Source organism: Klebsiella sp. BIGb0407, assembly GCF_024807845.1.
GTDB lineage: Bacteria > Pseudomonadota > Gammaproteobacteria > Enterobacterales > Enterobacteriaceae > JGM124.
This window is the reverse complement of the sequence record NZ_JANUEQ010000001.1, coordinates 1,386,845-1,399,591: the sequence shown is the minus strand read 5'-3', so window position 1 is coordinate 1,399,591 and position 12,747 is coordinate 1,386,845. Positions and strand designations below refer to the sequence as shown.

Annotated in this window: 9 protein-coding genes; 3 read left to right on the top strand and 6 right to left on the bottom strand. The window is 49.6% G+C overall.

The genetic code is table 11. From position 1 onward, the window contains the following. Positions 1-50: 50 nt before the first annotated feature. The 5 genes from focA to M2387_RS06470 form a co-directional block, all read right to left on the bottom strand. Positions 51-908: a formate transporter FocA gene (gene focA / locus M2387_RS06490; protein WP_259047986.1), complete on the bottom strand. Its 858-nt coding sequence runs from the start codon at positions 906-908 to the stop codon at positions 51-53. Positions 909-1,406: 498 nt separating this feature from the next. Beyond that, positions 1,407-2,207 carry an inositol monophosphatase family protein gene (locus M2387_RS06485; RefSeq protein ID WP_259047984.1) on the bottom strand — a complete coding sequence of 267 codons (801 nt, stop codon included), beginning with the start codon at positions 2,205-2,207 and terminating at the stop codon, positions 1,407-1,409. A gap of 14 nt (positions 2,208-2,221) precedes the next feature. After that, entirely contained in the window at positions 2,222-3,283 is a 1,062-nt protein-coding gene (locus M2387_RS06480; RefSeq protein WP_259047982.1) for an ABC transporter ATP-binding protein, read from the bottom strand. Beyond that, the gene (locus tag M2387_RS06475) at positions 3,280-5,505 is read right to left on the bottom strand and encodes an ABC transporter permease (RefSeq protein ID WP_259047980.1); all 2,226 of its coding nucleotides are present in this window, start codon (positions 5,503-5,505) and stop codon (positions 3,280-3,282) included. The genes M2387_RS06480 and M2387_RS06475 overlap by 4 nt, the downstream gene beginning before the upstream one ends. 79 nt (positions 5,506-5,584) lie before the next feature. Next, on the bottom strand, positions 5,585-6,613 hold the full coding sequence (locus tag M2387_RS06470) for an ABC transporter substrate-binding protein (RefSeq protein ID WP_259047979.1): 1,029 nt from the start codon (positions 6,611-6,613) through the stop codon (positions 5,585-5,587). Positions 6,614-6,829: 216 nt separating this feature from the next. Here M2387_RS06470 and M2387_RS06465 point away from each other — a divergent pair, with 216 nt between their 5' ends. After that, positions 6,830-7,864 (top strand): LacI family DNA-binding transcriptional regulator, encoded by a 1,035-nt coding sequence (locus M2387_RS06465; RefSeq protein WP_259047977.1) that lies wholly within the window; start codon positions 6,830-6,832, stop codon positions 7,862-7,864. A gap of 107 nt (positions 7,865-7,971) precedes the next feature. Here M2387_RS06465 and ycaO read toward each other — a convergent pair whose 3' ends face one another. Next, complete coding sequence (gene ycaO, locus M2387_RS06460) at positions 7,972-9,735, bottom strand: 30S ribosomal protein S12 methylthiotransferase accessory factor YcaO (RefSeq protein ID WP_259047975.1); 1,764 nt, start codon at positions 9,733-9,735, stop codon at positions 7,972-7,974. Between the two features lie 346 nt (positions 9,736-10,081). On the opposite strand from ycaO, the gene serC reads away from it, so the two are divergent. Together serC and aroA are read left to right on the top strand one after the other, a co-directional pair. Further along, entirely contained in the window at positions 10,082-11,167 is a 1,086-nt protein-coding gene (gene serC, locus M2387_RS06455; protein ID WP_259047973.1) for a 3-phosphoserine/phosphohydroxythreonine transaminase, read from the top strand. A gap of 69 nt (positions 11,168-11,236) precedes the next feature. Beyond that, on the top strand, positions 11,237-12,520 hold the full coding sequence (aroA, locus tag M2387_RS06450; protein ID WP_259048327.1) for a 3-phosphoshikimate 1-carboxyvinyltransferase: 1,284 nt from the start codon (positions 11,237-11,239) through the stop codon (positions 12,518-12,520). The last annotated feature ends 227 nt before the right edge of the window (positions 12,521-12,747 follow it).

Here is a 12,747-nt window from a genome sequence, read left to right as displayed (position 1 = left end):
GCACCTACCTTCTAAATGTGGAGTTCTTCATCCTGCCTGCGACGCTAAGATTAATGCTTAGCACCCTCACGCAGATATATTACCCAGTACGTCAACCCGACCAGTAAACCACCGCCGATAATGTTGCCGATGGTGACAGGGATCAGATTGTCAGTGATAAAGTTCATAACGCTCAGGTGGGGAAAATTCTCAGGAGAAGACCCCACCGCGGTCCAGAATTCCGGGCTGGCAAAATCGCGTACCGCAATCGCCATTGGAATCAGGAACATATTTGCAATACTGTGTTCAAAGCCGCTAGATACAAACATAGCAACTGGCAGAATCATCGCAAACATCTTATCCATCAAACTGCGACCTGAGTAACTCATCCAGACCGCAAGACAGACTAATAAGTTAGCCAGGATACCCAGGCAGACGGCTTCAATAAAAGTATGGTGCATTTTATGGTCAGCGGTTTGTAAAAGATTTAACCCCCATTGACCTTCTGCCGTCATATACATCCCGGCAAAAAATATCAGTGCCACAAAGACCAGCGCACCGACTAAGTTACCGACATAAACGTTAAGCCAGTTCTTAGCCAGCTGCATCCATGTTATGCGTCCGCTGGCTTTCGCGACCACAATAAGCACGGTAGAGGTGAAGAGGTCAGCCCCACAGACAACGCAGAGAATCAGTCCGAGGGAGAAACACACGCCACCAATCAGCTTTACAACACCAAAAGGCAAAGCGGCTCCGCCGGTTGTTGAGGTGATGTAGAAAACAAAAGCGATTGAAATGAAAACGCCTGCGGTAATCGCCAGGAAAAACGTCGTTAATGGATGTTTTGTGGCTTTATATACTCCCGTATTTTCGGCAACTTTCGCCACCTCGGGAGGAAGTATCAGGTCAAAAGGGTTGTCAGCTTTCACACTAACTCTCTCTTATTTTTATTCGGCGAGGTCATATTAACAAAGCATTATAGTGCAAAGTTTGATATAGATCATATCCAGCCCCGCCAATAAGCCCTTCACCACTGTGGTTATTAAATTTTTATCAAGTAAGTAACTGATAAATAATGTTAAAATATTTTTTAATGTTTGCAATTAAAATTGAAAAGAATAGCGCTTAACGCAAACCTAGAGTGGTAATGCAATATTATTGCAACATCTGTGATGGTGCTTATAAATAAGATTTCACTTTAAATTAACCAAAAATAGACAGAATAAAAGCAATTCTCTACATAATAATACAAAGCAATAAAGAGAGTAGACTATGGGGGGCGAAAGTGCACGATGTTAGTCAGATAAGAATATTACAGTGGACAATATTTTATGGGGAATAACCCGCCCGGTAGTGGGCAGAACAGGGCGGATAATCCCCGATCAGAAAGGATTATCCTGCGCTGAAGTTCTCTATTGAAAACGAGATTATAGCCCGGCGATACGTTTTAAATCGGCCTGCGCGCCGGGAGCTACCGCCAGCACTTGAGCACCTTTAAGCAGGCGCTCACCTTCGGTATTAAACGGGTGATACCAGCCACCGGCTTCTTTTACCAGGCAATAACCCGCCAGGCAATCCCAGGCATGCATATAAGGCTCGTAATATCCCACCACGCGGCCAGCGGCGACCCATGCCAGCATTAAGGCACCTGAACCAATACGAATAAAATTACCGCCCGCCTCAAGTAACGCTGCGAGAATATTCCCGACTTCTGTCGGGCTGACGTGGCTATTGGCACCAAATCCGGTGACATGGTTTTGCAGCGTTCGCGCAGGGTCAACCTGTAAACGGCGGCCATTCAGCGTAGCCCCATGATCCAGTGCCGCGACATAACACTCCTCATAATAAGGCGCATAGATCACACCAATAACGGGTATCCCTTCATGCAATACCGCAACCGACACACACCAGTTGGGCATACCGTTCAGAAACGGGCTGGTACCATCAATCGGATCGACAACCCAGGTATATCCGGAGTTTCCTTCCTGTAAGCCGTATTCTTCGCCAAGAAAGCCATCGTCCGGAAATTGCGCCCGGATTAGCTTGTCTATCATCTGTTCCACTTCTCTGTCGGCGCGTGAAACGACATCCTGTAAATCGTATTTAGTCTCCACCACCAGAGAATCTCGCTGATGAAAGTATTCCAGTGCTTTGGCTCCGCCTGCGCGTGCCACTTCTTCTGCTAAATTCAGGCGTGCTTTTAGCGCATAAAGTTCAGTATCACTCATTGTCTACCCTTACATTAGCGAGTAATCAGAGCCAAGCCCTGAGGTTTAAAATCAACAGAAACACGGGATGTTAAAGGGCGTCGCTGTTCCATTTGCGTATCAATAATAAAGAGCGAACCCAGAGAAGTGACCACTTCATATTCGATATGGCTACCGAGCCAGGTACTGTGCGTCACCTCACCTGGCAATGCGCCAGCATCCCCATCACGTAAAGTAATAAACTGCGGGCGAACCGAAATCTGTGCCGCGCCTGTCTGCAGGCCATTACCGCGTACCCGGTAACGCTGACTGCCGAGTCTGACCAGAGCTTCTGCACCTTCTATTTGTTCCACCTCGCAGGGCAGGATATTGGCTTCGCCCATAAAATCCGCGATAAAGACCGAATTAGGGGAGTGGTAGAGACTTTCTGGCGCCCCCTGCTGTGCAATATTACCGTCTTTCATGACAATAATTTTATCCGATACCGCTAACGCCTCTTCTTGATCGTGTGTGACATAAACGGCAGTGAAGCCAAGTCTTTGTTGCAGATCCCGAATATCTGTACGTACCTGACGGCGTAAGCGTTCATCCAGGTTAGAGAGCGGCTCATCCAGTAGTAGCACTTGCGGTTCCAGTACTAAAGCGCGAGCCACTGCAATACGCTGTTGCTGCCCACCAGACAATTCAGAGGGTAAGCGCTGGCCCTGGTTTTCAAGACCTACCAGTTTCAGGCCTTCCCGGGCTCGATCCTGTACCTCTTGCTTATTGATACCTGAAGCCTGTAAGCCATACATCACGTTGTCGAGCGCATTCATATGCGGGAACAGGGCATAGGACTGAAAAACCATCGCCACATCGCGCTCATTGGCGGGTTGATGCGTCACGTCTTTGCCACCAATCAGGATCTGCCCGGAAGTCGGGTGCTCCAGCCCAGCCAGTAGCCGAAGCGTGGTAGTTTTACCGCAGCCGGATGGGCCTAACAGCGTCACTAATGTTCCCGGCTCTACTTTAAGCGACAGGTCAGGGATAGCATCAAAACCCGCAAAGCGTTTAGAAACCTGGACAAATTCAACGGAACCTGCATGAACGGTTGTCATACGGCATTCTCCTGAGTTAATGAGGTAGAAGCAGGGCGCGTTGTAGCAACGTCTACCGGACGCGTTGCGCGGCGTAAACGACGCTCCCCTACCAGCCAATGGAATACACCAATAATGACCAGCATCACGACAATCAGCACTGTAGAATAGGCAATGGCTACACCGTATTCCCCATTCTCAACCAGCCCGACAATGTAGGAGGTGGCCATGTTGTATTGCGCGCTAACCAGAAAAATAACGGCGCTTATCGAGGTCACCGCCCGGACAAAGGCATACACCAGCGCCGCGCTGATTGCTGGCTTAAGTAACGGAAGGACAACTTTGCGCAGAGTCCGGAAACTGCTGGCACCGAGGGTTAAGGAGGCTTCGTCGAGGCTTTTATCCAGCTGGCTCATGGCAGCGATTCCACCGCGCACGCCAACCGGCATATTACGGAACACAAAACAGGCGATCAGAATCGCCGCAGTGCCCGTTATCTCCAGTGGCGGGAGATTAAATGCCATCACATAACTGACACCAATAACGGTACCAGGAATCGCGAAACTGAGCATTAACATGAACTCAAAGGTCTGACGACCGACAAATTTCTGCCGTACAATCAGCCAGGCGGTCAGCATGCCTACCATTGCTGTCAGCGGTGCGGCAAGGAGCGCTATCTCAAGCGTGGTCCAGAATGAGTTCCAGGCAACACCGCTCCAGATCAGATGGCCTTCGCTGAAACTGATACCGAAGGCACGAATATAATGATCGACGGTGAGTGTGTTGTTCAGTCCCCATGATTGTACAAAGCCGCCAATAATTATCATGCCGTAGATAACCAGCGTAAACAGGCCCCAGGGGATAACCATACCGTAGACACCAAAGCGCAGCGGGCGTGGGAGTTGTCCATGTTTACCGCCATCACCTTTGCCGGTGACGGTGGCGAAATTTTTCCCTCCCAGCCAGAGACGTTGCAGGAGAAAAGCACCTAACGTAAAGCACAGCAGGATCATCGCCAGCACTGCCGCACGGCTAGGATCGTTTTGTGCCCCAACGACCGAGAAGAAGATCTCTGTCGATAACACGCCGTGACTCCCTCCCAGCACCATTGGGTTACCGAAATCAGCCATACTTTCGATAAAGCTAATAAGGAAAGCATTGGCGAGTCCGGGTGCCATTAATGGCAGTGAAACTCGGCGGAAGGTACGCCAGCGGTTGGCTCGCAGGGTTTGTGAGGCTTCTTCCAGTGAAGGACTGACACCTTCTACTACGCCAATCAGCACCATAAAGGCGATTGGGGTGAATGAAAGTACCTGGGCGAGCCAGATACCGGTTAAACCATACAACCAGCGGCTGGGCTCGATACCAAACAGCGTCGCCATAGACTCGGTGATAACGCCGGAACGACCAAACAATAAAATAAGCGCAAGGCCGATAACAAAAGGAGGGGTAATAATCGGCAGAATAGTGAGCATGCGCAGGGCTTTTTTAAAGGGCAACGGAGTGCGTGTAGCCGCTAACGCAAATACCAGCCCGAGCAAGGTGGAGGCACTCGCGGTCATTAATGCCAGCCACAATGTACGCCATGCTGTACCGCAAGTCCCTCCGGCAAGGCAGGACAGACTCCAGATAGAGGGATCCTGCATATTGCTGATTAAACCATCCGGCATAAAGCGACCGTCCACATCCTGGACTGACATCACAAACATACTCAGAACCGGGTAAAGTACAAATGTGCTGACCAGGGCTGTTAACAATACGAGTGAGGCGACAACAAATGCATCACCTTTGAGAATGCCACGTTCGGCCAGCGCGAAGGAAAAGAACAGCAGAAAAGTTGTCAGCATCAATAGTGCGCCAGCACCCATTGCAGGCTGACCTTGTTCCAGAGGACCAAAGTTATTTTCCAGCCACAGCCAGTTCCAGCCACTGTAGCCAATAGCGTGACCTTCAATAATCAAAAACAGGACACCGAGCGCGCTGAACAAAAGTAATAAACGGCTACGCACTGCCGAAGGTAAAAAGCCACAAAATCCACAAAGCGCGAACAGCACCAGCACAATACCCAGCCACGGATGTTCTTTTAATTGCCAGAGCGCAGGTGCACTGGCACTGTCGCTCCATAAATGGGTAAGCCAGCGGCTATCGAAAAACCCAGCTTCAAGGCTGTACCACGGCAATAACAGGAGCGCTAATACTCCGCAGGCTAATGCCCAGAGCAGGCGACGATTTTTTGCATTCATGAGTTACCTCGAGCTGAAAACCTGTCTGAAGCGGACATCAGGCCGTGGCCACCGCATTTCAGTCCCAAATCGACATGGATTACTGTGCGTTTGCGCCTATTTCTTTGTCCCAGCGTCCCAGCAGGGCTTTACGTTTGGCGGAATCGCCGTAGGTTTTAAAGTCGTAGTCGATAAGTTTTATGTTTTCGAAACGAGGAGCAAATTCGGAAATCGCTGCTTCACGGTTTGAAGGGAGCTGGTAGGATTTTGCATCCTTCATATTTGACTGTGCTTTCGCACTCAGGGCCCAGTCGTACCAGATTTTTGCATTAGCAAGGTTACGTGCCCCTTTAACGATAGACATTGAGCCAATTTCATATCCGGTGCCTTCGCACGGCGCTACTGTCTTAATCGGAAAACCGTCCACTTCCATAGCCACTGCATCATGCATAAATACGATGCCAACAGCGGTTTCTCCCCGGGCAGCTGATTTCACCGGCGCTGAACCGGATTTAGTGTATTGAGAAATATTGGCATTGAGTTTCTTGAGGTACTCGAAAGCCTCATCTTCGCCCATGATCTGTGCCAGTGTGGCTAGCGTGTTGTAGGCAGTACCTGAGGAGTTCGGGTTGGCTATCTGAATTTCACCTTTAAAGCCCGGGTCGAGTAGATCGGCCCAGCACAGAGGTTCTTTCATTTTTTTATCGGCCACCAGTTTGGTGTTATAGCCCCAGCCCAGAGCTCCTGCGTAGATGCCTACAGTGCGGTAGTTTGAGTTTTCTGCTTGTTTCTGCGCCCAGTCATGCTGCTCGGCTAACAGGGGGGATTTATACTCCTGCGTTAACCCCTCTTCAGCGGCCTGCATATGTGGATCGCCCGTACCTGCCCACCAGATATCAGTCCGTGGATTACGAGATTCACTGCGCAGACGGGCATAAGCTTCCCCTGCGGACAGACGTACCATGCTGACATTGATATCCGGATTTGTTTCACTGAAAATGCGCGTCATTTGCTCACAGACCACGACATCTGCCGAGCAGACGACATTTAAGTTGCCTGCCGCGCTAACGGCAAAGGGTAATGCGGTGCAACAGAGGGATAACGCGATAGCTATTGATGTAACTCGCATGATGTTCTCCTTGGATTGTAGGGTAGTGTTTCATCGACACCTTTTTGCACGTGTGTGCAAATTAGTAATGAATAATAAATTGACTGTCAAATGCCTTGTTATGCAATTGACAGAGCGTGTCACAAAAATGCAACATTGTAGATGCCGATAAAATTGCACAGCGTTGCAATTTGAGGCAAACTCGTTGTTCGCCATGAAGGCACAGAGGAAAGTGGTATGCAAAATGATAAAACGGTGGTGAGTGCGCAGGACGTGGCTAACCGAGCTGGAGTGTCACGATCGGCGGTGTCCCGTACCTATACGCCGGGTGCCAGCGTATCGGAAGCGACCCGGGCTCGGGTGATGAAAGCTGCTCAGGAACTGGGCTATCATGTAAACCATCTGGCGCGAGGATTGGTACGTAATCGCAGCGGTATTGTCTGCCTGATTGTGTCTGAAATCGCCACACCTTATCGCGCAATGCTGCTGAGCCGATTAACACAGTTTTTGCAGGATGCAGGAAAAGTGGCGATGGTGATTAACACCGATCGCTCCGATAACAGCGTATCTGGTGCCCTGCAACAGGCAATTAACTTTCGTGCTGATGCCTCTATTATTCTTTCCGGAATGCCGGACAGCGCCATTACACAGCAGTGTTATAAACACGGCCAGAGCATTATTTTAATTAATCGCGATGAGACTCTGCCTGGTTCACTTAGCATTAATCTGGATGCCATGCGTGAGGCGGAAACTGCCGTCATGGCGTTTCAGCGTGCCGGTTGTCAGCATTTGGCGTTTGCCAACTCTCTGGCTGGCACACCGAGCCTGATGAAACGTGAATCGGCATTTGTTGCAGCGGCAGAGCGGGCTGGGTTAACCGTTACGGTTGAGCGTATGGGAAACACATCGTATGAAAGTGGACAACTGCTCGCCCAGCGTTTACTTACCCGTCATCAGCGGCCGGATGCGGTATTTTGTGTCACAGACTTAGTGGCTTGCGGTTTTATGGATGAAGCCAGGCTACGTTTTTCGCTGCGGATACCAGAAGATTTATGTGTTATAGGGTATGACAACATTCCGCAGGCGGGATGGGCTTCCTACAACCTGACCACTTTCGCGCAACCGGTGGATATTTTTGCCCGTGACGCGGTGAAATGGCTGACAGAGGTCGGACAGAGTGAAGCAGGCTCAGTACCACAGAGGGAACAAGAACATCACACGCTGCTGTATCAGGCTGATGTCGTATGGCGCGGATCGGTGCGGGGCGGATAAAATCTGTAAGCGGGTAAGAAAAATGCCAGAACGCGGCGCGTTCTGGCATTCATCAAGATTCTCTGGCCAAGTATATATGGGCAGGCTCGCCTGAAAGCGACAGCCTGTTAGTTCTTTTGCCAGTAACGCGCTTTCGCACGCTGTAACTTCTCATAAGCTTTTAACAGCGCCTGATGTGCTGGGAAGGCAAGCAGTTCATCATCAACGGGTTGCAGGCCATAGAAGGGCTCCTCGCCGCTGATAGCTGCACCGGCGGCCTCTACTGCTTCGGGCCCGTACATGCGGGTGAAGGCGTGATGATATTGCAATGGCTCACGTTCTTCTTCCTGAGACAGCAGCAGCAGGGTTTGCAGGCAGCGATAGTAGTTAGCGCGCTCCGGGCTGAAAATAGACGAGTTAAATTCGATAGTCCATTCAGTCCAGATCAGGGCTTGTTCTAAGTCACCACCGGCCAGAGCCAGCATGGCTTTTAGCTCGCCGATACGCAGAGTATACCAGCCATTATCTTTACCGGTTGCCAGACCCAGCAGCTCACGTACTCGGGTAAAGTCATCATGACCTTCTTCATCCAGCAGCGATATCAGATTGAGATACTCTTCAGGTGTGGCTTCGCTGCCTGGCAGAGACAACAGAGTTTCACGCAGATGGCTGCCCATATTGTTATTGGCCAGCAACAGATCTTCAGCAGGGTAAATATCTGACATGCCTGGCACGATAATACGGCAGGCATAGACATCAAGGTGCTGATAATCCGCGATATAGACTTCTTTTCCTTCGGCATTGAAGATGGCCATCAGGGTGGCAAATTCTTGCTCGGTAGTACCAGAGAAGCTCCAGTCTACGAACGGATAATCGGCATCCTGTTTGAACGTATCCCAGGAAATCAAACCGCTTGAGTCAATGAAGTGAGTTTCCAGGTTGGTATGTTCGGCGACTTCTTCATCATCAAAGGTTGGTGGAGTAAACACATCCAAGTCCTTGAGACCACGGCCTTGCAGCAACTCGGTAACGGTACGCTCAAGCGCCACACCAAAATCAGGATGAGCACCAAATGATGCAAAACAGGTTCCGTTTGCCGGGTTAAACAACACGACACAGATAACCGGATATTTTCCGCCCAGAGAAGCATCATAGGAAAGGATCGGGAAACCTTCAGCTTCCAGAGTGTTGATAGCATCCAGCACACCCGGATAGCGTGCCAGCACTTCAGCAGGGATCTCTGGCAGGCTGATACTTTCAGCAATAATACGATTTTTAATATGGCGCTCGAAGACTTCAGATAAGCCCTGAACGCGTGCTTCATTTGCCGTGTTACCCGCGGACATACCGTTAGATACGTACAGGTTACCGACAATATTCATTGGAATATAAACGGTATTTTGATCTGACTGACGGGTGAATGGCAGGGCACAGATACCGCGCTCTTCATTCCCTGACTGTAGGTCAACCAGCATACCGGCGGTTAACTCTTGCTCCGGATCGTAAAATGCCGTCAGGTAGTCATCGAGAATACCTGCAGGCAATTGCTCATCTTCCGGAATGGGGAACCATTTCTCGTTTGGATAATGCACGAAATCACCGTTAGCGATGGCATTACCTAACCAGAAATCAGCGAAGAAATAGTTAGTTGAAAGGCGTTCGAAATACTCACCCAATGCAGAAGCCAGGGCCGCTTTTTTAGTGGCACCTTTACCGTTGGTGAAGCACAAAGGACAATCTTTGTCGCGAATATGTACTGACCAGACATTAGGAACAGGATTCAGCCATGAGGCTTCTTCAATGTTAAAACCAAGGTCAGTCAGTTGTTTCTGGAAACGGGCAATCGAGTCTTCCAGAGCGGCATCTTTGCCAGGAATAAAGGTTTGGGTCATGACTTTCACTATAGGTGGTACGCAAGGAGCACGATAATACGTGTTTTACTGCGACGACGCTATCCTCTTGGACGGTGTTAAGCGCTAACTGAAACGTAAAGAAATGTCGCTTTTTCGTATTACAGGCATTGCGGTTTTATCCCGGGAGGTTATAGGGTTCTCAGGGGGGCAGGTTGCTGTTTTGCCGCCATAAATCGGGCCGTTTTTTAGCTTGTCGGGATATTGTATGGTTGGGTTATTGTTGGATTCTGTCCTTGCTACGGATTAACCGTTGCATCCAGCTATCGGTGAGTGATAAAACCGATAAGTTGACAGAAACTTATTGTTCGAGGCGTAGTGAGGGGAAATGACACAGATATACAATTTTAGTTCCGGGCCAGCAATGCTACCAACCGAAGTGCTTCGTCGTGCACAGCAGGAATTATGTGACTGGCAAGGTTTAGGCACCTCGGTGATGGAAATCAGCCACCGTAGTAAAGAGTTCATTAAGGTTGCCGAAGAGTCGGCACAAGATCTGCGCGATTTGTTGCAAATCCCCTCTAACTATAAAATTCTATTCTGTCATGGCGGCGGACGCGGACAATTTGCTGGCGTTCCGTTAAATCTGCTGGGCGATAAAACCACCGCAGATTATTTTGATGGCGGTTACTGGGCTGCCAGTGCCATTAAAGAGGCGAAGAAATATTGTCAGCCGGTTGCCCATGATGTGAAGATCCTGGTTGACGGTAAGCGCGCAATTAAACCAATGCGTGACTGGCAGGTTTCTGAGAACAGCGCATTTGTGCATTACTGCCCGAATGAAACCATCGACGGTATTTCTATCGATGAAACACCTGACTTCGGTGATACCGTCGTAGCGGCAGACTTTTCTTCCACTATTCTTTCGCGCCCACTGGATATCAGTCGTTTTGGTGTGATTTATGCCGGAGCCCAGAAGAACATTGGTCCTGCTGGCCTGACGCTGGTGATTGTCCGGGAAGACTTATTGGGTAAAGCTCATCAGTCCTGTCCTTCCATCCTGGATTATTCTGTTCTTGATCAGAATGACTCCATGTTCAATACGCCACCGACTTTTGCCTGGTACCTTTCTGGTCTGGTCTTTAAATGGCTGAAAGAGCAGGGCGGCGTTGCTGCGATGGATAAAATCAACCAGGCCAAAGCAGACTTACTCTACGGCGTGATTGATAACAGCGATTTTTATCGTAATGATGTGGCTGCGAGCAATCGTTCACGTATGAACGTGCCATTCCAGCTGGCAGATAACTCTCTGGATAAACTGTTCCTTGAAGAGTCCTTCGCTGCCGGTCTGCATGCTCTGAAAGGTCACCGCGTTGCGGGCGGGATGCGCGCATCCATTTATAACGCGATGCCGCTGGAAGGTGTAAAAGCCCTGACCGACTTCATGGTAGACTTCGAACGCCGTCGAGGCTAATCGCATCTGACCCCGTATACGGACCTACGGGGTTTTTATTCTGTCTGTATTGAGAGTATTTTGTCCATGCTGGAATCCCTGACATTACAACCTATCAGTCTGGTTGACGGAACCATTAATCTTCCTGGTTCAAAGAGCGTTTCGAATCGCGCATTGCTGCTGGCAGCCTTGGCGAATGGCACCACGGTGCTGACCAATTTGCTGGACAGCGATGATGTCCGACATATGCTCAATGCGCTAAGCACACTGGGTGTCACTTATACGCTTTCCGCCGATCGTACGCGTTGTGAAGTCGTCGGTGTCGGCGGACCTTTGCAGGTTGCGGGCGAACATGAATTATTCTTAGGTAATGCCGGTACCGCAATGCGTCCATTAGCGGCGGCTCTGTGCCTTGGCAGCAATAATATTGTGCTCACGGGTGAACCGCGGATGAAAGAACGTCCGATTGGTCATCTGGTGGATGCCCTGCGCCAGGGTGGCGCGCAAATTGACTACCTGGAACAAACTGACTACCCGCCAATTCATCTGCGCGGTGGTTTTATTGGTGGAAAAGTGACGGTTGATGGCAGCGTATCAAGCCAGTTCCTCACCGCACTGTTAATGACTGCACCACTGGCACCGCAGGATACCGAAATCACCATTAAGGGTGACTTGGTTTCTAAACCTTATATCGATATCACGCTGCATTTGATGAATACTTTTGGTATCACTATTGAAAACCGTGATTACCAGAGTTTTGTGGTTAAAGGCGGCCAGCAATACCAGTCACCTGGCGCTTATCTGGTCGAGGGCGATGCCTCTTCTGCGTCCTATTTTCTTGCTGCTGGCGCCATTAAAGGTGGCAAAGTGACGGTAACAGGTATTGGCCGTAACAGCGTTCAGGGTGATATCCGTTTTGCCGATGTGCTGGAAAAAATGGGTGCTAAAATTACCTGGGGCGAGGACTTTATTGCCTGCGAACGTGGTGAGCTGAACGCTATTGATATGGATATGAACCATATTCCTGATGCCGCTATGACGATTGCTACCGCTGCACTGTTCGCTAAAGGCACCACCACACTGCGCAATATCTATAACTGGCGGGTGAAAGAGACCGATCGCCTGAGCGCTATGGCCATTGAGTTACGTAAAGTTGGCGCTGAAGTTGAAGAGGGGGAAGACTACATTACCGTCAAACCACCTGCTCAGCTGAAGTTTGCTGAAATTGGTACTTATAATGACCACCGCATGGCGATGTGTTTCTCGCTGGTGGCATTTTCAGATACCCCGGTGACGATTCTTGACCCGAAATGTACCGCGAAAACATTCCCGGATTATTTTGAACAACTGGCTGGGATCAGCACTCTGGCGTGAGTCAGTTATCCGAATCAGAGAACAAAGGGAAATGGCGTTTTGCCATTTCCCTTTTTAGTTTTTCACGATGAACCTCTGTAAGTTGCACTCTGTTCAGTATTTTTCGTTTTTATCCTGATCCGTATCGTGTAATTCTTCGGCATGTGATTGACTTTACCAGGATATTTGCGAGGAAAAGTAACGATTTTGGTGATTGCAACGCTATAATACCCTGAGTTGATATTCTG

Bases quoted from the DNA above. Each gene is read 5' to 3' on its own strand.
- M2387_RS06485 (WP_259047984.1), bottom strand. From the start codon at position 2,207: ATGAGTGATACTGAACTTTATGCGCTAAAAGCACGCCTGAATTTAGCA.
- M2387_RS06465 (WP_259047977.1), top strand. From the start codon at position 6,830: ATGCAAAATGATAAAACGGTGGTGAGTGCGCAGGACGTGGCTAACCGA.
- serC (WP_259047973.1), top strand. From the start codon at position 10,082: ATGACACAGATATACAATTTTAGTTCCGGGCCAGCAATGCTACCAACC.
- M2387_RS06475 (WP_259047980.1), bottom strand. From the start codon at position 5,505: ATGAATGCAAAAAATCGTCGCCTGCTCTGGGCATTAGCCTGCGGAGTA.
- M2387_RS06470 (WP_259047979.1), bottom strand. From the start codon at position 6,613: ATGCGAGTTACATCAATAGCTATCGCGTTATCCCTCTGTTGCACCGCA.
- ycaO (WP_259047975.1), bottom strand. From the start codon at position 9,735: ATGACCCAAACCTTTATTCCTGGCAAAGATGCCGCTCTGGAAGACTCG.
- M2387_RS06480 (WP_259047982.1), bottom strand. From the start codon at position 3,283: ATGACAACCGTTCATGCAGGTTCCGTTGAATTTGTCCAGGTTTCTAAA.